General features: G+C 36.1%; 18 protein-coding genes. 12 read left to right on the top strand and 6 right to left on the bottom strand.

The features are described 5' to 3' along the window. Window positions 1-185: 185 nt before the first annotated feature. On the top strand, window positions 186-467 hold the full coding sequence (locus tag AB4J89_RS01680; RefSeq protein ID WP_075673016.1) for a hypothetical protein: 282 nt from the start codon (window positions 186-188) through the stop codon (window positions 465-467). A 263-nt stretch (window positions 468-730) separates the two neighbouring features. After that, window positions 731-1,204: a GNAT family N-acetyltransferase gene (locus AB4J89_RS01685; RefSeq protein WP_088495237.1), complete on the top strand. Its 474-nt coding sequence runs from the start codon at window positions 731-733 to the stop codon at window positions 1,202-1,204. A gap of 156 nt (window positions 1,205-1,360) precedes the next feature. Here the strand turns inward: AB4J89_RS01685 and fliT are convergent, their stop codons facing one another. From fliT to fliD, 3 genes are read right to left on the bottom strand one after another with little or no spacing between them, the layout of a single operon-like run. Further along, entirely contained in the window at window positions 1,361-1,714 is a 354-nt protein-coding gene (gene fliT, locus AB4J89_RS01690) for a flagellar protein FliT (protein ID WP_166539701.1), read from the bottom strand. 18 nt (window positions 1,715-1,732) lie between these two features. Continuing rightward, entirely contained in the window at window positions 1,733-2,131 is a 399-nt protein-coding gene (gene fliS, locus AB4J89_RS01695; protein WP_023581844.1) for a flagellar export chaperone FliS, read from the bottom strand. A gap of 20 nt (window positions 2,132-2,151) precedes the next feature. Further along, entirely contained in the window at window positions 2,152-3,570 is a 1,419-nt protein-coding gene (fliD, locus tag AB4J89_RS01700) for a flagellar filament capping protein FliD (protein WP_368467875.1), read from the bottom strand. Window positions 3,571-3,957: 387 nt separating this feature from the next. On the opposite strand from fliD, the gene AB4J89_RS01705 reads away from it, so the two are divergent. The 4 genes from AB4J89_RS01705 to fliZ all read left to right on the top strand — a co-directional run bounded on the left by AB4J89_RS01705 (window position 3,958) and on the right by fliZ (window position 8,252). Further along, window positions 3,958-5,070, top strand: a complete 1,113-nt coding sequence (locus tag AB4J89_RS01705; protein ID WP_368467877.1) for a FliC/FljB family flagellin — start codon at window positions 3,958-3,960, stop codon at window positions 5,068-5,070. A 315-nt stretch (window positions 5,071-5,385) separates the two neighbouring features. Next, entirely contained in the window at window positions 5,386-6,498 is a 1,113-nt protein-coding gene (locus AB4J89_RS01710) for a FliC/FljB family flagellin (RefSeq protein ID WP_088495241.1), read from the top strand. A 442-nt stretch (window positions 6,499-6,940) separates the two neighbouring features. Beyond that, window positions 6,941-7,663, top strand: a complete 723-nt coding sequence (locus AB4J89_RS01715) for an RNA polymerase sigma factor FliA (RefSeq protein ID WP_036912728.1) — start codon at window positions 6,941-6,943, stop codon at window positions 7,661-7,663. Window positions 7,664-7,721: 58 nt separating this feature from the next. Beyond that, window positions 7,722-8,252 (top strand): flagella biosynthesis regulatory protein FliZ, encoded by a 531-nt coding sequence (fliZ, locus tag AB4J89_RS01720; RefSeq protein ID WP_088495242.1) that lies wholly within the window; start codon window positions 7,722-7,724, stop codon window positions 8,250-8,252. Between the two features lie 438 nt (window positions 8,253-8,690). On the opposite strand, the gene putA is transcribed toward fliZ, so the two are convergent. Beyond that, window positions 8,691-12,659, bottom strand: a complete 3,969-nt coding sequence (gene putA, locus AB4J89_RS01725) for a trifunctional transcriptional regulator/proline dehydrogenase/L-glutamate gamma-semialdehyde dehydrogenase (RefSeq protein ID WP_368467880.1) — start codon at window positions 12,657-12,659, stop codon at window positions 8,691-8,693. Window positions 12,660-13,128: 469 nt separating this feature from the next. On the opposite strand from putA, the gene putP reads away from it, so the two are divergent. Further along, the gene (gene putP / locus AB4J89_RS01730; protein ID WP_088495244.1) at window positions 13,129-14,613 is read left to right on the top strand and encodes a sodium/proline symporter PutP; all 1,485 of its coding nucleotides are present in this window, start codon (window positions 13,129-13,131) and stop codon (window positions 14,611-14,613) included. Window positions 14,614-14,731: 118 nt separating this feature from the next. Here putP and AB4J89_RS01735 read toward each other — a convergent pair whose 3' ends face one another. Both AB4J89_RS01735 and AB4J89_RS01740 read right to left on the bottom strand, forming a co-directional pair. Continuing rightward, window positions 14,732-15,562, bottom strand: coding sequence for a hypothetical protein (locus AB4J89_RS01735; protein ID WP_088495245.1), 831 nt, complete (start codon window positions 15,560-15,562; stop codon window positions 14,732-14,734). Between the two features lie 240 nt (window positions 15,563-15,802). Continuing rightward, window positions 15,803-16,651, bottom strand: a complete 849-nt coding sequence (locus AB4J89_RS01740) for a hypothetical protein (protein WP_088495246.1) — start codon at window positions 16,649-16,651, stop codon at window positions 15,803-15,805. A gap of 256 nt (window positions 16,652-16,907) precedes the next feature. Between AB4J89_RS01740 and AB4J89_RS01745 the strand changes: the two genes are divergently transcribed. The 5 genes from AB4J89_RS01745 to AB4J89_RS01765 all read left to right on the top strand — a co-directional run bounded on the left by AB4J89_RS01745 (window position 16,908) and on the right by AB4J89_RS01765 (window position 23,247). After that, window positions 16,908-17,354 carry a DUF6386 family protein gene (locus AB4J89_RS01745; protein WP_368467883.1) on the top strand — a complete coding sequence of 149 codons (447 nt, stop codon included), beginning with the start codon at window positions 16,908-16,910 and terminating at the stop codon, window positions 17,352-17,354. 652 nt (window positions 17,355-18,006) lie between these two features. Continuing rightward, window positions 18,007-18,537, top strand: a complete 531-nt coding sequence (locus AB4J89_RS01750) for a fimbrial protein (RefSeq protein ID WP_088495248.1) — start codon at window positions 18,007-18,009, stop codon at window positions 18,535-18,537. A 63-nt stretch (window positions 18,538-18,600) separates the two neighbouring features. Beyond that, complete coding sequence (locus AB4J89_RS01755) at window positions 18,601-19,326, top strand: molecular chaperone (RefSeq protein ID WP_088495249.1); 726 nt, start codon at window positions 18,601-18,603, stop codon at window positions 19,324-19,326. 25 nt (window positions 19,327-19,351) lie between these two features. Then, window positions 19,352-21,871, top strand: coding sequence for a fimbria/pilus outer membrane usher protein (locus AB4J89_RS01760; protein WP_368467885.1), 2,520 nt, complete (start codon window positions 19,352-19,354; stop codon window positions 21,869-21,871). Continuing rightward, a complete protein-coding gene (locus AB4J89_RS01765) occupies window positions 21,868-23,247 on the top strand; it encodes a fimbrial protein (RefSeq protein ID WP_227718994.1) in 1,380 nt (459 codons plus the stop codon). Before AB4J89_RS01760 ends, AB4J89_RS01765 begins: the two co-directional genes overlap by 4 nt. The last annotated feature ends 1 nt before the right edge of the window (window position 23,248 follow it).

Here is a 23,248-nt window from a genome sequence, read left to right on the forward strand (position 1 = left end):
ATTATTATTTATCAGATTTTTATGAGCTAATAGGTCGCCCACAGTGAAGTGGGCGATTTCTATTTTAATCATCATCACATTATTTATCACAGTTTCTTACTAGGAAAATGATTGTTGATTTAATATACTTCCTTTCGAGAGCTAACAGAATTTTATTAGACATAGACAGATTGTAGGAGGTTTCTATGCCTGAGTTTACTGTTAGAGTTGAGTTATCCGATCCTGAAAATGCAGATTATGTGTTATTAACACAAAAGATGGTAAAAGAAGGATTTAAAAAAGAGATCGATGGTTTGAAAGGTAAATATGTCCTGCCTCTTGCAGAATTTAATTACCATACTGAAACGAAAGATCACAAAGAAGTTATCGAGTTGGCTTTTTCAATTGCAGAAAAAATAACCTTAAATCCAGCCATTTTAGTGACTGAAGTAAAAAATAGAGCGTGGAAAGGGTTAGAGCGACTTTAAGATTATCTTTCTTGAAGTCTATAAGAGAAGTCATCAAGGCTCGTGGGGAGTCTGAACGTATTTAGATTAACGGCTTTATTGCCTATTTTCCTGTATTGAGTCTCTATTCTTCTTCGTTTTTACTATAAAAACGCACTATCAACATTACTATTTCACTCTTTATATTCAACCAAGCGATGAAACAAAGTTCTTGTCGATGATATTGCATTATCATTGATTGTTTTTTATTACTTTTTATTACATTAAACTGCGGGATAAAGCGCATGAATTGGATTTTAAAATCATTCTCACAACTCACGACAGATGAGCTTTACGCTATTTTGGCATTAAGAAATCAGGTTTTTATTTGTGAACAGCAATGTGCTTATCAAGATCTGGATGGGGTAGATCAAAATACATTACACCTATTTGCCAAAGAGGAAGAGAGTCAGCAACTTATTGCTTATGCTCGTTTGTTGCCGCAAGGTATCGCATTTAAAGAAGCTTCAATAGGGCGGGTTATTGTTGCTCAAAATCAGCGGGGAAGTGGTATTGCGCATCAGTTAATAAAAGAGGCGATTGCAACTACGTGTCGTCAATTTAACACCCATACAATAAAAATAATGGCACAGGCATATTTAGTCTCATTTTATCAATCACATGGTTTTGTTATCGATTCAGAAACGTATCTTGAAGATAACATTCCACATATTGATATGGTGTTAGTGCAATCTGTACAATCTATACAATTTATGTAATCAAAAAACAAAAAACAAAAAACAAAAAACAAAAATATAAAAAGGTAAACGTTAATTTTTACGTTACCGATAACAAGTTAAGCTGAATAATAAGAGTGACTTTTTCTAAGTAAAGACGCCATTAGCTAATAAAACCGCTTTTGGCGCAGAGGAGAGTTATTTAAGATTGAGATCAGGATAATAACTATGTTCTGTAAACTGACCATAGCTATTTTGTACCCTCTGCTCTTGTTCAGTCTGTCTTATTAATACGCCAAGCTCATCTAGACGAGCCCGTAATAAATTTCGCGTCTCATTTTCGTTTTCTAAGATTTTCTTTAGCATATCCGTGAGGCGTTGTTGTAGTCTCAGCTCACCGTCAGCTGGTTTTATCATCTTAGTGATACTTTCAACGCTTTTTAAATAATCCATTTCCATTTCTATCAGCTTGTCCCATTGCTGATCTTTGGCAAGCGTTAACATTTGCTCACTTGATTTTAAAACCTGCTCGTAAGCCGCCATAATATCCATATTGTTGTCCACTCTAATTTAATAAGAATTAATCTGTGTGCCGATTTGTTGCCAAGCATCAGAAATTTCAGTTAAGAGCTTGATGACTTCATGAATTTTTTCTGGGTTATTTTTTAAGTTAGCATCGAGTAGCTGATTAACCATATAGTCATAAAGGAGCTCCAGATTCTCTGCAAGCTCGCCCCCTTTCTCTTTATCCAGACCTTGTTTTAATCCGTTGCCAATAATATTAATGGCTTTAGAAATATTTTCGCCTTTACCCGCAATATTTCCTTGTTCCATTAATATTAATGCACGGCGAAGGGCGCTAAGCGCCCCATTAAATAGGATCTGGATCAGCTGGTAAGGCGTGGCATTTAAAATCTCGCTTTCAACGTCGATTTGAGCATACATTTTACTGGCTGATTGTTGATACATAGTGTCCTACTTTTAAAAAATTACATTAATAAACGGCCGATTGAGGCACTGGAGTTAGTCATGGAGTTAACCATTTTATCTAACTGTTGGAACTGGTTTTTATAACGTTCCATCGTGGCTGCAATATTACGTTCCGTGTTTTTAATTTGGCTATCTAATGTTTTCTTGCGTTTTTTCACGCCATCAGTGGCAATATCTAAAGTACCATCATTAGATTGCAGGGTTTTTTTCAGGTAATTATAGGTTTGAGTACCAAAACCAGTTTCTTTACCATCACCCATAAAAAACTCTTTCACGTTAGCCGGTTTTTCTTTTAACGCTTCATCCAGTTTTTTGCTATCGATATCTAAAGAGCCATCAACCTTAAATTTAATACCCATTTTATTTAGGGTATCCATATCTGAGGTGCCTTGTGAGCTTGTTACAAAGCTTTTTAGCTCAGACATAATCATACGGCTGGTGGTATCACCGAGCAATACACCATTATCTTTAGATGCCGCTTCACCTTTCTCTACTTGAGTATATTTAGTCAGAGATTTATAGGTGCTGTTTAACTCGTTATAAGCGTCAGTCCAAGCTTGGATAGCTTTTTTCATTGGCTCAATATCACGAGCAACAGTCACTATTTCAGGCTTATCAACGGCGTCTTTATTATCGTCAGTCTTTTTCTTAAGGTTTAAAATGATCCCTTCTGGAGCATCTTTAATCTCATTAGTTTGACGCTCAATCTCAATACCATTAATCGTTAATTTGGCATTATTTGCAGGAACGATCTCTTGCATTGCGCCACTTTTACTGCTTGAAGAGTAGCTAATGAAATCATTGAGTTCGTCATCGCCTTCCACTGTAACGGTCATTTCTGACTCTGTACCTTCTTTACGAGAAGTCAGTACTAAGTGGTTAACGCCATCTTTTGCTTTAACTATAGTGGCAGAAACATTACCCTCTTTTTTATTGATTGCGTCACGCAATTCAATCATAGAGGTTTGATCGTCAGTTAACTCAATACGTAAAGGTTTTTTTTCACCAGGTTGGGTAATTACTAAGGTACGTTTATTACCTTCTCCTAATGTTTTTCCAATAGGTACTTTTACATCACTTACCGCTTTTGATTTCAATGTTTGCGCATGAGCAAGCTCTTTAACGGATACGGTATAGTTACCAATACTGGCTTTACCATCCGTCGTCACTTTAAATGCATCAAACTCATCATCGACTTTGGTTGCAACAATTTCGTCAAATTTCTTTAAGTTTTCTGACGCTTTCTGCAATTTGTCAAGTTGGCTACGAATTTTACCGTAAGCGGTAATTTGCGCTTCGTAGCTTTTCATCTGTTTATCAAGGGGTTCAAGGCGTTTATTTTCCGCCGCCTCTAATTGTGCCAATGTTTGGCTAAGAGGCATCCCTGAGCCCACGCCTAGTGAAGCAATACCAGCCATACCGGTCTCCTTTCTGTGTTCGTAAAATAATCCTCAAAAAGCGTTATCGGTAGAATCGGCGAAAAGTTTACGTCTATTTGGTATTTTTGATGACTTAAACAGGCTGCCATATAGAAGCCTTTTATTGCTATTGATGACCAAAGTCGAATTTTGATCACTGAAAAATGGCTTGAGATAAAATTTGATAAAAATTTAATAAAAAAATAATAAATTAATTTTCTTATTTATCATCAACTTGATATTAATTCTATAAAAAATCGCAGAAATATTTGTAGGAAAAGTTAAAGGTTGTATGTGGGGTGCCGATAAACTTGTTGCCGGTGATTGACACCGTAAATGAATAGGCAAACTTTTATTTTATCGACTTGATTTTAAAGGAATCTAGCTATGGCACAAGTCATTAATACCAACTATCTATCTCTGGTAACTCAAAACAACCTGAACAAATCTCAGGGAGCTTTAGGAAGTGCAATCGAGCGTCTGTCTTCTGGTCTGCGTATCAACAGCGCTAAAGACGATGCAGCGGGTCAAGCGATCGCTAACCGTTTCACTTCAAACGTAAATGGTTTAACTCAAGCTTCACGTAATGCGAACGATGGTATCTCTATCGCTCAAACTACTGAAGGCGCTCTGAACGAAATCAACAACAACTTACAACGTATCCGTGAGTTAACAGTTCAAGCTAAAAACGGTACTAACTCTAACTCAGACATCACTTCAATCCAAAACGAAGTTACTGAGCGTTTAGCAGAAATCAACCGTATCTCTGAACAAACTCAGTTCAACGGCGTTAAAGTACTGAGCGGTGAGAAGTCAGAAATGACTATCCAAGTTGGTACTAACGATAAAGAAGTTATCAAATTTAACTTAGATAAAATTGATAACGGTACTTTAGGTGTTTCAAGTGACAAACTATTCACAGAAACAACAGTAAACAAAGGCGAAAAGAAAGCAAGTGCTACTGATGCTGTTCTTGCTGACCTAGGTGTTGCTGGTGGTACTGCACTGAAAGGTGGTTTAACCGTTAAGAAATACGAAGAAGACGGCGTAGTTGTTGCTGATAAATTCGTTGCAACTGAAGGCGGTAAAAGTTACTTAGTTTCTGCTTCTGACTTCGAAGCTGATGGTACTACAGCTACTCAAATCAACTTAAAAGCAACTTCAGCTGTTGCTGGTAACGAATTTACTGATGTTGCAGGTAAAGACGTTAAAACTTTAGATGTTAAAGAAGACGCTCTGGCTACTTTAGACGAAGCTATCAACAAAATTGATGAAAGCCGTTCTAAATTAGGTGCGATTCAAAACCGTTTTGAATCTACTATCAACAACCTGAACAACACTGTTAACAACTTATCTGCTTCACGTAGCCGTATCTTAGATGCTGACTATGCAACAGAAGTTTCTAACATGAGCCGTGGTCAAATCCTGCAACAAGCTGGTACTTCAGTACTTGCTCAAGCAAACCAAGTACCACAATCAGTTCTGTCTCTGTTACGTTAATTCGTACACTGACACAAAAGATACCTTTCTATATCCAAAAGGTCCTCGCAAGAGGACCTTTTTTTGTTTTTTGTGTTTTATCTTTAAACCCACTCTTTTTTAGTTTTTATTTTTTTCTCAATTTAATTTTCTTTTCTTTTAAATCAATAAGTTCTTAAAAATTAACTGACTGGCTTTTATTGCTATTTTCGCGACGCCAAAAACCGTAAAACCCTCGAAATTGATGACGATAGTGTTTAGGCAACGTTATTACCGTGGCGTAATAACAAACCTATTCATGAAAAAATTTTTAAAATCAAGTCGAAGGAATATCGTATGGCACAAGTTATTAATACCAATTACCTGTCTTTAGTGACTCAAAATAATTTAAATAAATCACAAGGTGTTTTAGGCTCAGCTATTGAGCGTTTATCTTCTGGTCTACGTATCAATAGCGCAAAAGATGATGCCGCAGGTCAAGCGATAGCTAACCGTTTTACTTCAAATATAAATGGTTTAACACAAGCCTCTCGTAATTCAAATGATGGTATTTCAGTTGCTCAAACCACTGAAGGGGCATTAAATGAAATTAATAATAATTTACAACGCATTCGTGAACTGACCGTTCAAGCTAAAAATGGTACTAATTCAAATTCAGATATTAGTTCTATTCAAAATGAAGTCACTGAACGTTTTGCGGAAATTGATCGTATTTCTGAGCAAACCCAATTCAATGGTGTGAAAGTATTGAATGGTGATACCGAAATGACCATCCAAGTCGGTACCAATGATAAAGAAACGATTAAATTTAAATTGGATAAAATTGATAATGATACTTTAGGGGTTGGGAACGATAAGTTATATACCGAAACAACGACTAAAAAAGGTGTGACTGAAGCGGGGGCTGCTGTGCCAACAGCGGATCTTGGTAAAATTTTAACGGGTGCTACATCGATCAAGAGTGGTTCTACTTTATCTACCTATAAGGAAGATGGTAAAGAAGTTAAAGATAAGTATATTTTTAATGATGGTGCAAAAGATTATTTGGTTTCAGCATCTGATCTTGAATTAACAGGTACTTCAAATAATGAAATAGGCATAAAAACAACATCGGCAGTAACAGCTAACGAATTTACTGCCAATGCGGGTGTTGATGTAAAAACACTCACTGTAAATGATGATGCACTTGCAACATTAGATAGTGCAATTAATAAAGTTGATGAAGCTCGTTCTAAATTAGGTGCGGTACAAAACCGTTTTGAATCTACTATTAATAATTTAAATAACACTGTGAATAATTTATCGGCTTCCCGTAGCCGTATTTTAGATGCGGATTATGCAACAGAAGTATCAAATATGAGCCGTGGACAAATTCTGCAACAAGCAGGTACTTCAGTATTGGCTCAAGCAAACCAAGTTCCACAGTCTGTTCTTTCTTTATTACGTTAATCTTCTCTTTAAATAATCCTCAATTGATACCCACTGCAATTTTTGTAGTGGGTGTTTTTTTCATCAAAACAATCGTTTTTTTAATTAATCATTTATGAGTATTTTAACTCGCCAATTAGACGCTAAAATCTCACAAAATAAAATACTATGATTTATATGTTATTTTTTTATGAACAGAATGCATATTCAATGCGTTGATTTCTTTTAATGAGATAAAATATCAATTTAATTAACGGTTTTTCTAAGGATTAAGACCGAGTGTTTTAAGGTAAAGTAGTTCTCGTAATGCAATGACAAATTAATTTATCAATGAAAACCCAACTTTTGCTGAAAATTTGGCATAGGTGAAAAAGAGGCGCTTTTGCTTCACTGTTCAGCCGATTGCTAAATCTATTTCGCCAGATAATGGTTTCCGGTCTTTTATCCAAAGGTGTCTTTTGTTGTGAGTGATTTGTATACCGCCGAAGGCGTGATGGACAAAAATAGCCTCTGGGAGCGATATGTCCCGTTGGTTCGCCATGAAGCATTACGATTACAGGTCAAGTTACCTGCGAGTGTTGAATTGGATGATCTTTTGCAAGCAGGTGGAATTGGGCTGCTAAATGCCGTTGAGCGTTATGACTCAATGCAAGGTGCTGCCTTTACCACTTATGCTGTTCAACGTATCCGTGGCTCTATGTTAGATGAGCTGCGCAGTCGAGATTGGGCGCCACGTAGTGTGCGTCGCAATGCAAGAGAAGTAACGCATTCTATTCATCAATTAGAGCAGGATCTAGGACGACCACCATTAGAACAGGAAGTTGCTGATCATTTGCAGATTGAGTTAGCAGAATACCGGCAGATCCTATTGGATACGAATAACAGCCAATTGTTCTCTTATGACGAATGGCATGAAATTTACGGTGAAAGCTGTGAACCGTCTCAAGACGAAGATCATGATGACAATCCATTACAGATGTTATTAGAAAGTGATATTCGCCAAAGAGTCATAGACGCGATAGAATTGCTTCCCGAAAGGGAAAAAATGGTTCTTACTCTGTATTATCAGGAAGAACTTAATTTGAAAGAAATAGGCGCAGTGCTTAATGTCGGGGAATCCCGCGTGAGCCAGCTACACAGCCAAGCCATAAAAAGGCTGCGAGCACGCTTAAACCCAGAGAAATAGAAGTTTTGCTTATTTTTGTTTTTGTTTATTAAGACTACAACACAGGGCTTTATCTCTTATGTCTGTTTCAACACAAAAGAAACGGCCGCTAAGCCGTTACATTAAAGACTATAAACACAGCCAGACTCATTGTCTACATTGCCACAAGGCGCTTGATCGGATCTCTCTCGTATTCAATCGCCAAGTTATCAATAAAGAAGCCATTTCTGAAATGACGGATTTAGTTGATGATGAAACGTGGGAAACGTTACAAGAGAAGTTCTCTGCGCTATGCCGTTTTTGTAGTGAGATTTACTGTAATAGTGAAACTGACTACTTTGACATTATGTCTTTTAAGCAGTATTTGTTTGAACAAACGGAGATGAGCCACAGTACTGTTCGTGAGTATGTGGTTCGTTTACGTCGGCTCGATGAATTACTGACTTCAACTAATTTTCCTCGTCAAGAGTTTACGACAGAGAAAATTCAGTCAGACTTGAGTAAAAAGCTCACTCCCTCTGCATTTAGTAACTACAATATTGCACTACGTAAGTACGAGCAATATCTTGATTGGTGCCAAGAGCCCCCATCAATGAGTAGCAGTCACTAATTGCGCTCAAGAGAGACCTTAAAAGGAGTAGCCTAGCCTGCTCCTTTTTCTTTTCTATTAATTCTAAATCCTTCCTATTTTTTCTTACTCAATTTCTTTTTTATTTCTAAATTTATCTATCAACGATGAAAAGCAATGTTGTACTGAGTAAATTGCATCAATAGATAAAAAAAGCGCCCACAGTGGGGCGCAAGTTTCAGGTATTCATAAAGATATAATTAAATCAACTTCTAGGTTGACTTGGACGTAAGTATATTTACTAAACTAATTCGTCGCGAATAATAAATATAAAAAGAGTGAGAACAGTCACAGCATTAAAAAAAATAACACTTTTAACTATCTCTTTAGAAATAATAGGGTAGCAAAATAAAAAACCACCTTTAAGAAAATAGACTTTAAAGGTGGTCTCAAAGACAAGGAGAGAAAGAGAAGGGGAAATTAACTAATCGTCATTAAGCTTGCATTACCTCCAGCTGCTGCTGTATTAATGCTTAATGCTCTTTCATGTAGTAAACGCTCTAACAATATACCTGTTTCACCACGAGAGAATCCTTGAACAGAAATTATAGCTCCTTTGCGTTGAGCAATTTTCTGGCAAGTTTCACGTAATTGGTCACCATCACCATGGTAAATCACCGCATTTATTTTCAGTGACTCATCATTCCAGTTTTCAGTCAATGTAATGGCTTTTCTGACAATATCAGGTAATTCACGATATGTTTTTTGTGAGAATGGGTTATTAACCACAACAGCATGACAACCAGAAGCGAGAACAGCGGCAATTTGAGTCAATGCATCTTGCTCGTTATCTGAAATACACAACACATTACCACAAGGGACTAATTGATAAGTATTGCGTTCGCCAGTAGGGCCCGGTAATACACGCAGTGTTCCTGCTTGTGATGCAAGGGCATATTTCTCTAAAGCTTCATAGTGTGCTTTATCCGCTTTGTTTGATAGCCATTCCATATACTTATGATAAGTCTGTAATAACGTATTACGCATAGAAGTATCAAGAGGAAGTGTTTCATCTTGGCGTGCTAATGTTTGCGTTGCGGCATTTTCAGGGCGTTTAGATAATAAGCGATATAGATAAACAGGGCCGCCTGCTTTCGGACCCGTACCCGATAATCCTTCACCACCAAAAGGCTGAACACCCACAACTGCGCCGACCATATTACGGTTAACGTATAAATTTCCGACTTTGGCATTTGAGGCAACATAAGCAATGGTTTCATCAATACGTGTATGAACGCCCATTGTTAACCCGTATCCGGTTGCATTAATCTCTTCTAGTAATGCTGGCAAATCTTGGCTTGCATAACGTACAACATGCAACACAGGGCCAAAGATTTCTTTCTTCAATGAACTGACTTTATCTAATTCAATTAAAGTCGGTGGAACAAAGGTGCTGTTACTTTCAGCGTGTTTTGACAAACTATTGTGTGATGCTTGATAAATCTCGAAGCCAGTTGTACGCATAGATTGAATATGTTTTTCTATGCCTGATTTTGCTTCTTTATCGATAACAGGACCAATGTCTGTAGATAGTAAGCTTGGATCACCCATTGTTGCTTGAGCCATCGCACCTTTAAGCATCTCGATAGTACTCTCAGCCACTTCTTCTTGAATACATAACAGACGTAAAGCAGAACAACGTTGACCAGCACTATCGTAAGCGGATGCCATTACATCAGTTACCACTTGCTCTGTTAATGCAGATGAGTCAACAATCATAGCATTTAAGCCACCCGTTTCTGCTACTAAAGGCACTGGGCGACCTTCGCTGTCTAATCGACCCGCTAAGGTCTTTTGTAAAATATGAGCAACATCCGTAGAACCTGTAAACATCACACCTCGAACACGCTCATCAGCCACTAAGCGTGCACCAATGGTTTCACCTTGTCCCGGTAGCAGTTGTAGTGCAAAAGAAGGAACACCTGCTTGATGGAAAAGCGCAACGGCTTTTGATGCTATTAAAGGTGTCTGCTCTGCGGGTTTTGCTAGAACGGTATTACCTGCTGCTAAAGCTGCCGCAATTTGTCCGCTGAAGATAGCTAATGGGAAGTTCCAAGGGCTGATACAAACTACAGGCCCTAAAGGTCGATGTGTATTATTATCAAAGTCTTGAGCGACTTGAGCCGCATAATAGTAGAGAAAATCAATGGCTTCGCGGACTTCAGCAATCGCATTACTGTAAGTTTTACCTGCTTCGCGCACGAGTATTCCCATAAGAGGGCCCATTTGTTGTTCCATTAACTCCGCAGCACGGATCAAAAATGAAGCTCTTTGCGCTGGTGGTGTAGCAAACCAGATTTCACCTTTTTCTTGAGCAATGGTTAAGGCAAAATCTGCCTCGGCTTCTGTTGCTTCTCTTACTGTACCGACAATATCAGCATGATTGGCTGGATTTAACACAGATTGAGGTTCTTGTGTTTTTTCTGAAGAATTAAACGTATCACCTAATAAAGGTTCGCAATGTATATTTTCAGTTGCTGATGTTAATAAGGCACTAGAAAGTGATGCCAAGCGATGTTCGTTTGACATATCAATGCCCGGTGAGTTTTTACGTTCATCACCATACAGTTTATGAGGAAGCGGAATTTTAGGATGAGAAAGCCCAACTTGGCCTTCGGCTTGAGCCATTCTATTCACTTCTTTGACCGGATCTGCCACTAATTCATCAAGAGAAATTGTGGTATCAGCAATTCGGTTTACAAATGACGTATTAGCCCCATTTTCAAGTAAGCGACGCACTAAATAGGCAAGTAATGTTTCATGAGTCCCTACGGGCGCATAAATACGACAAGGTCGACCTAGTTTTCCGTCTGCAATTTTACCAACAACTTGAGCATAAAGTGGTTCACCCATACCGTGTAAACACTGGAACTCGTATTGTCCGGGGTAATAGTTTTGACCCGCTAAATGATAAATTGCTGACAGTGTGTGCGCATTATGTGTAGCAAATTGTGGATAAATAAAATTAGGTGATGCGAGTAGTTTTTTCGCACAGGCAAGGTAAGAGACATCGGTATACACTTTGCGAGTATAGACAGGATAATCTTCAAGGCCATCAATTTGAGCGCGTTTTACTTCGCTATCCCAATAGGCACCTTTTACTAAACGGATCATTAAGCGACGACGGCTACGACGTGCTAAATCAATCACATAATCAATAACTAATGGACAACGCTTTTGGTAAGCCTGAATAACAAAGCCAATACCATTCCAACCTGCTAATTCAGGTTCAAAACAGAGTTTCTCAAGTAGATCGAGTGAAATCTCAAGTCTATCTGCTTCTTCTGCATCGATATTAATACCAATATCGTATTGCTTTGCTTGTAATGTTAATGAGAGTAGGCGAGGGTAAAGCTCAGACATAACACGCTCATATTGAGCACGGCTATAACGAGGATGTAATGCTGAAAGCTTGATAGATATTCCAGGGCCTTCATAAATACCTCTGCCATTAGAGGCTTTACCAATTGCGTGGATGGCTTGTTGATAAGAGACTAGATAATCTTGTGCATCTTTCTCTGTTAATGCGGCTTCTCCTAACATGTCATAAGAGTAGCTAAAGCCTTTTTCTTCAAGTTTGCGTGCATTTGCGAGTGCTTGAGAAATAGTCTCACCGGTAACAAATTGCTCGCCCATTAAACGCATCGCCATATCAACGCCTTTACGAACTAATGGCTCGCCACTTTTGGTGAGGATGCGATTTAAAGAGTTAGATAGCTTTTCTTCATTATGGGTTGAAACTAATTTGCCTGTGAATAATAAGCCCCATGTTGCCGCGTTCACAAACATAGATTGGCTTTGTCCCAAGTGTGAGCGCCAGTTTCCATGACTGATTTTATCGCGGATAAGTGCATCACGAGTGGCTTTATCAGGAATACGCAATAAAGCTTCTGCTAAACACATTAAGGCGACACCTTCTTGTGAAGAAAGTGAGAATTCCTGTAATAGACCTTGAACCAGCCCTGAGCGTCCAACACCATTTTTCTGTTTGCGTAATTTTTCGGCGATGGAATAGGCTAATTTATGCGTTGCTTGGGCTTCATTTTCAGGTAATGTCGCTTGTTGCAATAACATAGGTACAGCTTGTGTTTCAGGTGTCCGATATGCAGAAGTAATTGCTGAGCGTAGAACAGATTGCGGATGAATATGTTCAGCAAACTCTAAGAATGGCTGATAATGAGCGGTTGATATTTCAGTGCTTTCATCAATATCTTGTTCTGCAAATGTTGAGTTACCAAGATTAACCTGATCATTTTCGATTTGTTCTAGATAATCGAAAATAGCCTGCTTAATTAACCAATGCGATGTTCTATCTAATTTCTGTGCAGCTTCTTTTAGTCTATTGCGGGTTTCTTCATCAAGTCTAACACCCATTGTTGTGCTACTCATGCAGTGCTCCTCATATTCTATTTCTAATTCACAAGTACAGTTACCCGTTATTTTTATTAATATCATTCATGTTGCAACTTTGTGCAACATTGTTAACAATTTATTTATAAATAATGTGAAAGTAGTCAGGTTTTGTGAGTGATTAAAAATAGTGTAATTTATTTTTTCTATATATTTATATATAAATCAATAAATTATATTTATCTTATTGATGTTTACATTTATAATGTGTCTTCTAATTAAGACAAATAGTGTGAAGTCATAAACAAAATTTAAACATTTAAACGTTAATTTCTTGTTAAATGCAGTTAACCTATTCTAGGATTGATGTGAATGCTTTATCTGTTGCTGTAAGAAATTATTTTAATTAAAAACTGAAAAGATCATTAATGCGCAACGAAGTGCAACGTTCCTGTACAAGTCAAAAGCATACCGATGATCGGAAACAGATTTATGGAGAACTGCAATTATGGCCTTAACTTCGCCAATGCTAATTACATTTACGATCTATATCTTGGGTATGCTTTTTATTGGCTACCTTGCTTATCGTTCAACAAAAAACTTTGATGATTATATTCTTGGCGGTCGGCGACTGGGCAGTGTTGTTACTGCGCTTTCAGCGGGTGCTTCAGATATGAGCGGCTGGTTATTGATGGGATTACCGGGCGTGGTTTTTTTCGCCGGTATTTCAGAAAGTTGGATAGCTATCGGGCTTTGTTTAGGTGCGTGGCTAAACTGGCGTTTAGTTGCTGGGCGTTTACGTTTGCAAACTGAGAAAAACAATAATGCATTAACGTTACCCGATTATTTGACATCGCGTTTTGATGATAAAAGCAAAATGCTACGTATCATTTCAGCACTTGTTATTCTTACTTTCTTTACTATTTATTGTGCATCAGGTGTAGTTGCTGGTGGAATGTTGTTTGAATCTACATTCCATATTCCTTATCACGAAGCGATGATTTATGGTGCACTTGCAACGATTGCATATACTTTTTTAGGTGGTTTTCTTGCTGTAAGTTGGACTGATACTGTTCAGGCAACGTTAATGATTTTTGCTCTTATCTTGACACCTATTATTGTTATTTTCTCAGTAGGTGGCATTGATACTTCTATTGCTATCATTAAAGCGAAAGATCCATCTTATTTGGATATGTTTAAAGGACTTGATTTTATTGCCATTATTTCATTATTGGCATGGGGATTAGGTTATTTTGGACAACCTCATATCCTTGCACGTTTTATGGCGGCTGATTCTAACCAAACTATTCGTAAAGCTCGCCGTATTGGTATGACGTGGATGATCCTCTGTTTAGGAGGAACTGTTGCGGTTGGATTCTTTGGTATTGCTTACTTTGAAATGAATCCAGCACAAGCGGGTGCTGTAACGGCTAAAAATGAACGTATCTTTATGGAGCTGGCTTCACTGCTCTTTAATCCGTGGATTGCTGGTATTTTATTATCTGCAATTTTAGCGGCGGTAATGAGTACACTAAGCTGTCAATTATTAGTCTGTGCAAGTGCGTTAACTGAAGATTTATACAAACCATTTATTCGCAAAAGTGCGAGCCAAAAAGAGCTAGTTTGGGTAGGGCGTGGCATGGTGTTATTAGTTGCGATTATTGCCATCTTCTTAGCGCGTGATCCTAACAATAAGGTGCTTGATTTAGTCAGTAACGCGTGGGCAGGTTTTGGTGCCGCCTTTGGTCCTGTGATCCTCATTTCTGTTCTGTGGAAACGTATGACCCGTAATGGTGCTTTTGCCGGAATGTTGATTGGTGCTTTGACCGTGTTAGTGTGGATGCAATATAAATGGTTTGGTTTATATGAAATTATTCCTGGTTTTATCTTTGCCTCTATCGCTATCGTTGTTATTAGTTTAATGGGTAAAGAGCCAAGCAAAGAAAACCAACAACGCTTTGATGAAGCCGAAACTCAATATCAGAATACATAATAAAATATAGAAAATTAGATAAATAAAAGGCCACTTTATTTAATAAGGTGGCCTTTGTTATGTAATATCATAATAAACTAAAAATAGAGTGTGATTTTAAATTTTTAACACTGGTAACTTATTCATAATATTCATATTCATGGTAGACAGTGGCAGTACTAGTGTCGATTAATTTATCATCTTTTCTTACTTCACTTACCATATCCCAGATTAAGCAATTATTATATTTATCCCATTCTCGACAGGTGTTGTCATATTCTCTTATATCATCATATAGACTGGTAAATATTTGCATCTGGCGCAAAATTCGACCATCTTTATCATAATTAAATTCTAATATAACGTCACTATGATCCATCGCTTTTAAAAGACGCCCTTGTTCATCATAATAATATTTAATTGAATTGCCTTGATTTTCAGCCGTGGATTTAATAATTGTTTCTGCTACAATTTTTTTATTATTGTATGTTAATTCAGCAAAGTCAGTGCCAATTAATGAGCCATCATCATCATAAAAATGAGATGTTTTATCTATTAACTGATTTTGATTATTTTTTCCATAAAATTCAACTAGATAAAGAGATTGTATTCTATGTCTATTTTTTAACTGATATTTATACTTAATGTTATAAGGTGTAGACATTCTTAAAAGATTTGTCTCAATATGTTCATGAATATATTCTTGTGTAGAAAAATCATATTTAGTAAGAACGCCACATTCATCAAATTGAGCCTCTCCTTTAAAGGCTTTAAGTCGGCCTTTTTCAGGTAATTTGCTGGTGGTGATAATTGTTTTTATTGGGCCATAATTGAAATCAATCATTATGAACATATTGTTAGATGCATTCACTTGTTTTTGTGATTGCTCACAAGATGTTGATATCGCAGAAGCAGGAAATGTAATAAAAAGTGTGCATAAAGAAAAAATAAAAAATAATGGAAATTTCATATAATGAACCATCTTAAATTTTATTAAAAGAGAACATGCGATAAAGCATATTCATCATTAATTGATTTAAGTAGTTTTACACAAATTGTTTTTTAATGAAAGTATCACGAGGGGGTATCTAACGATAGATACTAACTATAGATAAGAATATATGTAATAAATATAAAAACCAGTCTATTTTTGATAGTCTGATTTTTATATTATCAACTTAAATTTGATATAAAAAACATAATATAAATATTATTCGTAGTAAATAAACTCGTTATGAAGCATAGCCTTACTAAAATTTACCACCTCATCATCAAATTTAATCGTACTCTCAAGTTCTTCTTTTGAACAATTAGCAAATTTGTCCCATTCAAGGCAAGTAGTGATAAAGGCTTTATCTTCTCCATTAATGCCTTTGATATAGTTTGATTGAGTTACAACTTTTCCTTCAGGATCATATTGATACTCTACATTTATTTTGCCGTCTTCTATTACGGATTGTAGTTTTCCTTGAGGATTATAGCTGTACTCTGTTGTGATAATCTTAGTTGTAGGATCAGACGATTTGCTAGTTTCTTTAATAATACGCCCGTCTTTATAGTCGAATTGGCTGGTGACTGTATCCAGTAAAGCGCCATCATTTGAGTAATATTGAATTACTTTTTTGTTGAACCGGTTCTGCTCATCTTTATGATAGGTTTCTTGCATATAGATAGAGTGTGAGCCGTAGGCATTTTTTCTCTGGAATTGATATCGGATAACAGAAGGGTTATTAGGTAATGTTCTTATTAAATTAGTTTCTACATTACCTTCAAAGTACTCCTGCATTGATGTGCTATCTTTTAATAACTTTCCACACTCATCAAAGTGAATTTCACCTTTAAATGCTTTAAAACGGCCGTCATGGGGGATGGTGCTTGTCATCGTGACTGATTTAACCGGACCGTTATAAGAACTGAGCAATATAATATCGTTATTGGCAATATTGGTTTGTTTTTCAATATCGGTGCATTGAGTTGAAGCCGCGATTGCTGAAAATGAGGAAACTGCATAAAGGGAAAAGGTGATAAGGAGTAGTTGTGATTTCATAAGACCGTCCATGTTATGTATTCGTCATACTTCAAGTCGTAGCGTTGTTGACTAGGCTCATTCGCACTAGTCGCATACTTGTGTATGCTCCTAGCGGCACTTGAATTATTTAGAGTATATGTATTCAAGCTACATTTTGATTTATAAAATATAGGTCTAGTATAGGGAATTGGTTTGCTAAATAGTATAGATAAAATCCTATATGATTAACGGTATATAAAGAGAAAAGATATTTAGGTACGTTTAGAACTGTTTTGGGAGCATTAAGATGTCAAATGTGTTTTCTTTTATGACTGATACAGCAACTCTGGCAATTTTTGATTTACAAGCAATCCAACATAGAAAATCAGATACAGCCGATTGGTGGAGCATACCAGATGATGAATTAGAGGAAATGAACAAAGGTAATATTGCATTTATTGGGTTAGGTAATGATGGTTTTTACACAATAAATCTATGCGACAACATCGAAGATCCAGATGTAAAAATAAATATCAGTTGCCCATCAGGTGAAATTTTTATTGGTGCAGGGGAGGATACAACTGGTGGTGATTTAGAGCCAGATGATCCACAGTATCGTGCTGGAGAAATTATTTTTTTCTCTGTAGGAAATTATGAGATTTTATTAAAAAAGGCAGAAAACATACTTTGTATTTCTATCACCCCAAGCAAATCGAAAGCAAATAATTTTGAGAATGTTTTACGTTTAGATTAAAGAAATATATAAACAGTAATATAAAAATATAATAACGAGTGAAAAGATGACGTTATTTAAAAATATCATCATTATACTTTATTAATAAGTTAATAAAAATAAATTAAACAATTCATGGTTATATTAAATGTGATATAACGAATATGCTGATTATAAATTAGATTAATCAATTAACCAAATATTAATTGATTAATCTAATTTAAATATCTCTGAAAGAAAATAGTGATGTAAGTAATTATTAGATAATCAAATAAAGAATAGAAACGATTTTATTTTTTAATTTAAAAATAATTAATGAATGATTGGTATTATTTTATTAAAAATAACAAATATCAAATTAAAGTAAAATAATATTATTTTTGATATTAATCCTAATAAAATTAATATTTTTTTGTTAAAAAATGCGTAATAGTCATATTTAGACTATAAGAATATGCTTAAAATCGAAAAATATATACGTATTAACCGCTGTATATGATGAAGATAGTTGCATTTTATGAGTAAATAAGTAGATAATCATACATACTTAAATATTAGTACGTAATAAACATGAAATAAGGTTATTAAACCCATTTTGTTTCGTGTCTGCCTTTTTATTTATTTAAACCTAAAAATAAACTTATTTAGATATATTACCGGAGAGAGTTTTATTATGAATAAAATACTTCTTGCTGCGATGATCGCAGGTGTTTTTTCATCAACAGTTTATGCAGCTTCTGATAATACCATTCGCTTTCAAGGTGAAGTTTCTGATGAAACTTGTACTGTAACTGTTAATGGTAATTCAGCGCTTCCAGTTGTTTTATTACCTACAGTACCTGTAACTGCATTAGATACTGCGGGTAAAACAGCAGGTCAAACACCATTTACTATCGCAGTGAGTGGTTGTACGGGTTCTAAACCAACAGATACAAATATTAAAACTATTTTTATTGCTAATAATCTGACAACAGAAGGTCGTATTGGCAATACAGCAGCAAATAACAACGTAAGCTTAGAAATTATTGATCCTGCGAAAACAGGCACTAAAATTGATTTAACTGGTGTAGGTAACGAAGGTTTAGTATTAAAAGCAAACGAAAAATCAGCATCTTATGATTATGCTGTGCGTTATTATGCTGATGATGTTGCAACAGCAGGCAAAGTAGAAGGTAGCGTGCAGTACTCTATCTCTTATCAATAATGCTTATATGTCTCCTTTATATAAAGGAGACATTTTTCTATTTATATAAGAGGAAGAGAAGTAATGAAAAAAATAATAATGTTAATTGCCGTATTTTTCTTAAGTTATAGCACAGCATCGTATTCTAGTGTCACCATGTTAAAAACACGTATTGTATATTCATCGGATTCCCGCTTTGAAGTTTTAAAGTTTATGAATAACGATGAAATTCCTTACATCATGCAAATATGGGCGGATAAAAATAATCCTAATTCGACCCCAGATAATGCAGATGCACCTTTTGTTGTTCAGCCCCCGGTTTTTCGTATTGATCCTAAAACAGGGAGAGACGCTCGATTAATTTATACTGGCGAAGGCTTACCACAAGATAAAGAATCTATTTTCTATTTAAATGTGGCGCAAATTCCACCTAAAGATCTGAATAAAGACATAAAAGAAGGAAATAGCTTTACGGTTATTGTGCATCATAGATTAAAAATATTTTACCGCCCAACAGCGATTGCCTCAAAGCTAAATAATATCGAGAAGCAAATATCATTCTCAAAAGAAAGTAATGGCAATATAAAAATTAAAAACGATTCACCATTCTTTGTGTCATTTGCACAACTTGAAGCCACTAATGCTTCGGGACAAAAATTTATATTTAAATCAACTATGGTTTCTCCGTTATCAACAGAAGTATTAGTCGCTGAAAATGGTGGGAAACTTTCATTTTCACCCGATAAAATGACCTATAAATACCTTAATGATCTAGGTGGGCAGAATAGCGCGACAGATTTAATTCATTAATAAAAATGGCATTGAAATGAAATTCATGGAAAAAAGCACAGCACAATTAAATAAGAGAATAAAAGTCGTATTCTTAATCGGCTCATTTTCTCTATTTATTCAATCAATGTCTTTTGCCTTTGCTGATGATTATGAATTTGATCCTTCTTTATTATTAGGTAGCAAAAATAATATCAACATTAATCAGCTTCATGACAGTAATTATGTGGAGCCTGGTGATTACGATGTTGATATATATATTAATAATCGTTTTTTTGAAAGAAAAACAGTGAGTTTTCAATTAAATGATAAAGGTAAAGTGACGCCTTGTTTTAATCAACAACAGATTGATGAAATGGGCATTTTGCTTGATAACGAGATCAATCAAGATAATGGTCAATGTTTAGTATTAAACCAAATTGATAAAAACATTGTAGATTCATTTGATGCTTCTAACTTTAGAATAATGATTGCAGTGCCCCAAATCTTATTAAAACGAAGACCACAAGGTTATGTTAATGAAGAAGATTTAGATGCAGGCAACACCATGTTGTTCACCAATTATTCTGGTAATTACTATAAGAATAAATCGAACGGACAAACTTCGGACTATGGTTTTGGTAGTGTCAACATGGGCGTAAATCTGGGAACTTGGCAATTTCGCCAACAGGCGTCTTATTCTTATAACTCATCGAAATCGGGAAGTAATAGTGAATTTAATTGGATAAGAACGTATCTACAAAAACCTTTATTGACATTAAAGTCGATGTTAGTTGTCGGCGATATTTATACAACAGGCGCACAATTCTCAAGTCTGGCATTTAAGGGTATTCAATTAATGTCTGATGAAAGAATGTTGCCGGATTCTCAAAAAGGCTATGCGCCTGTTATTCGTGGTATTGCGACGACTACGGCACGTGTAGTGATAAAACAAAATGGCACTGAAATTTATCAAACGACGGTATCTCCCGGACAATTTGAAATAAATGACCTTTATCCAACCAGTTATGAAGGGGATTTATTAGTCGAAATTAACGAAAGTAATGGTAAAGTTTCTTCTTTCACTGTGCCATTTACCGCATTACCAGAGTCAGTAAGGGCTGGTCGCTTTAAATATAACTTTACCGCAGGTGAAGTGAATAATTTCGGTTCAGAAAATAGTTATTTTTCAGATATCGCTCTGCAATATGGTGTGAATAATACGGTAACCCTAAATACAGGAATGCGTGTAGGACATCAATATCAAGCAGTATTTGTCGGCTCTGTTATTGCTACAAAATTAGGGGCAATTGGTTTTAATTCGGCATTTTCAAATGCGGAAGTGGGCGGCAAAAATTATCAAGGTGGGCGATTAGGTGTTAGTTATAGTCGTACTTTTAGCCCAACCAATACTGTTATTACACTGGCTGGTTATAAATATTCAACAGAGAATTTCCGCGAATATAATGATGTTTTAGGGTTGAGAAAAAGTGCAAACAATGACATGGAATGGAATTCCAGCAGCTATAACCAAGAAAGCCAGTTTACACTTAGTGTTAATCAGTCTCTTGATAAATGGGGACAACTCTATATTTCAGGCTCTATCAGTAACTATTATGGTAGTAAAGGACATGATGCTCAGTATCAAATCGGTTATTCAAATACCTATAAAGATATTGCTTATAGCCTCGCTTACAGCCGCCAAAAAACAGGACAAATGACGGCGAATAATACTTTTACACCAATAACAACTGATCCAATATCGGAAGATATGGTGATGTTGTCTGTTTCTATGCCATTAGGACGTTCTGATTATTCACCAATGCTATCGTTATCTTCTAGCCATTCTAGTGATGATTCGAGTTATCAAACGAATTTATCAGGGCTTTTAGGAGAAGATAAAACACTTTCTTATAGTGTAAATGCAGATTATGACACACAAAATAGAGCTGTAGGCAGTGGTTTACATTTAATAAAACAGCTTCCTTTTACTACGTTATCAGGCAGTATTTCTAATGGTAAACATTACACTCAAGGTAGTGTGGGTATTCAAGGTGCGTTAGTTGCTCACAGTGGTGGAGTAACATTAGGACCTCGTATTAGTGATTCTTTTGCTTTAGTGGAAGCAAAAGGTGCAAGTGGTGCGAGCGTGAGTAATGGTATGGGGGCACGCATAGATCCCTTTGGTTATGCTATTGTGCCTTCTCTTGTTCCTTACCAATATAATAATGTTAGCTTGGATGGGAAAAATATTAGAAATAATAATATCGAATTGCTGGAAAATACTAAGCAAATAGCACCATATTCAGGTTCAAGTACTAAAATCGTTTTTAAAACTCAAGTCGGATATCCTGTATTGATTTCGGTTAAGCCTGAAAGTGTATTGGCATTAGGTGAAAATGTTTATGATAAGGATAGACATATTGTTGGTATGGTGGGGCAAAGTAACCAAATTTATGTCAGGGTTGAAAATAGAAACGGGACACTGACTGTCGGTAAAGATGAAGATAGTTGCCAAATCGCTTACTCAATACCAGAAGAAAAAGAAGTCGATAAACTCATTTTATTATCAGGTCAATGCTTATGAAATTAAATCGCTGTTTACTTTCTTGTCAGTCCTCTATTTTATTGGCGTTGATGCTATTTCCTTCTTTAGCTTTGGCAACATGTTATAAAATAACAACTACGACGACGAATCCCAATAGTTCGTATTATACCGAGCCTGGTAAAGGTTCAGCGAAAAGTTGGCAAGGTGCTCGGGATGATTCAGGATCAATGGGAAGTACCCCTAAAGTCATTAATGTTAATAACGATCAGTTTCAAATTCCGGGTACATTAGTGGCGAGTGGTTTTGTCTCTTTTTTCGAGGCGGGTTATGAAGTTTATGATCCTGAACAAATATTATTTCGTTGCACAGCCGATGAAGAGGGTAAATTAAGGGAGTTCTATTCAACGAATGGTGACTATAACTATGGTGGCAGAAATTTAGTTAATCCAGCTTTAGGCTTAAATGATACTTATATTAGTTTGGCAAGAGGGCTAGGTATTCGCATTAAAAATACCATTACAGGTGAATATTATAGTCGCTATTGGAAATCTCGCGCTTTAAATAATTTAGAAAGAGATAGCCAAGGATGGATCTTAGTAAAAGCAAAAGACTTCTCTAATATGGAAGTAGAGTTATTTAAGATTAATTATGAAAGAACAGGTGATATGCCACCTGCACAATCAAGTAGTGGTTTAATTACTTTTATTAACCAACCAGCAGGTTATATCGCCTTTCAAAGTTCCAACTTCTCTTATTTATTAAAAGATGGTTCAGATCACGCGACAAACTATCATGGCTTTTATGCTTATTGGCCTGCTGCTGTAAACATGTCTCGCCGTATTTATATTCGTAATGCATCCACTTGTTTTGTGCGAAATGTTACGCCTTATGTTTCATTTCCATTGGTTACTATTAATGAGTTAGCAAGTGGTAAAAAAGTGACTTTGCCTATTACAATTGATTTTTATTGCCAATTAACACCACCGGCGAGTGATGGTATGAGCAATATTTCTAGTGGAACAGGAGTAGGACAAACCGCAATGGGTTTTTTACCCAGACCTGCAAATGTTAATAAGGCAATTGAATTAGGATTAACAGTACCTAATGGCGCAGGAATTACCCATTTAGTGACAGATGGTTATGGTACTGACTCTCGTATGGCAAAAGGGGTTGGTGTAAGAATATATCGCCCATCCGGTGTGGCATTAAATTTATTATCAACATTAGCCAATGAAGGACAAGGTGAGGGCTACGGTTGGTATCCTGTTTATGATGATGCTAGTTCAGTCTCATTTAATAATGGTATTGCCGATTTAACTAAAACATTATATGCCTCATTAGAAGCGCTACCGAGAGAGAAAATAACTGCGGGTAAATTTAATGCGACATTACAAGTGATTATACAGGTGCAATAAA

The organism is Proteus sp. STS61-E (genome assembly GCF_040932335.1).
GTDB lineage: Bacteria > Pseudomonadota > Gammaproteobacteria > Enterobacterales > Enterobacteriaceae > Proteus > Proteus mirabilis_B.

Bases quoted from the DNA above. Each gene is read 5' to 3' on its own strand.
- AB4J89_RS01680 (WP_075673016.1), top strand. From the start codon at position 186: ATGCCTGAGTTTACTGTTAGAGTTGAGTTATCCGATCCTGAAAATGCA.
- AB4J89_RS01685 (WP_088495237.1), top strand. From the start codon at position 731: ATGAATTGGATTTTAAAATCATTCTCACAACTCACGACAGATGAGCTT.
- fliT (WP_166539701.1), bottom strand. From the start codon at position 1,714: ATGGATATTATGGCGGCTTACGAGCAGGTTTTAAAATCAAGTGAGCAA.
- fliS (WP_023581844.1), bottom strand. From the start codon at position 2,131: ATGTATCAACAATCAGCCAGTAAAATGTATGCTCAAATCGACGTTGAA.
- fliD (WP_368467875.1), bottom strand. From the start codon at position 3,570: ATGGCTGGTATTGCTTCACTAGGCGTGGGCTCAGGGATGCCTCTTAGC.
- AB4J89_RS01705 (WP_368467877.1), top strand. From the start codon at position 3,958: ATGGCACAAGTCATTAATACCAACTATCTATCTCTGGTAACTCAAAAC.
- AB4J89_RS01710 (WP_088495241.1), top strand. From the start codon at position 5,386: ATGGCACAAGTTATTAATACCAATTACCTGTCTTTAGTGACTCAAAAT.
- fliZ (WP_088495242.1), top strand. From the start codon at position 7,722: ATGTCTGTTTCAACACAAAAGAAACGGCCGCTAAGCCGTTACATTAAA.
- putA (WP_368467880.1), bottom strand. From the start codon at position 12,659: ATGAGTAGCACAACAATGGGTGTTAGACTTGATGAAGAAACCCGCAAT.
- putP (WP_088495244.1), top strand. From the start codon at position 13,129: ATGGCCTTAACTTCGCCAATGCTAATTACATTTACGATCTATATCTTG.
- AB4J89_RS01735 (WP_088495245.1), bottom strand. From the start codon at position 15,562: ATGAAATTTCCATTATTTTTTATTTTTTCTTTATGCACACTTTTTATT.
- AB4J89_RS01740 (WP_088495246.1), bottom strand. From the start codon at position 16,651: ATGGACGGTCTTATGAAATCACAACTACTCCTTATCACCTTTTCCCTT.
- AB4J89_RS01745 (WP_368467883.1), top strand. From the start codon at position 16,908: ATGTCAAATGTGTTTTCTTTTATGACTGATACAGCAACTCTGGCAATT.
- AB4J89_RS01750 (WP_088495248.1), top strand. From the start codon at position 18,007: ATGAATAAAATACTTCTTGCTGCGATGATCGCAGGTGTTTTTTCATCA.
- AB4J89_RS01755 (WP_088495249.1), top strand. From the start codon at position 18,601: ATGAAAAAAATAATAATGTTAATTGCCGTATTTTTCTTAAGTTATAGC.
- AB4J89_RS01760 (WP_368467885.1), top strand. From the start codon at position 19,352: ATGGAAAAAAGCACAGCACAATTAAATAAGAGAATAAAAGTCGTATTC.
- AB4J89_RS01765 (WP_227718994.1), top strand. From the start codon at position 21,868: ATGAAATTAAATCGCTGTTTACTTTCTTGTCAGTCCTCTATTTTATTG.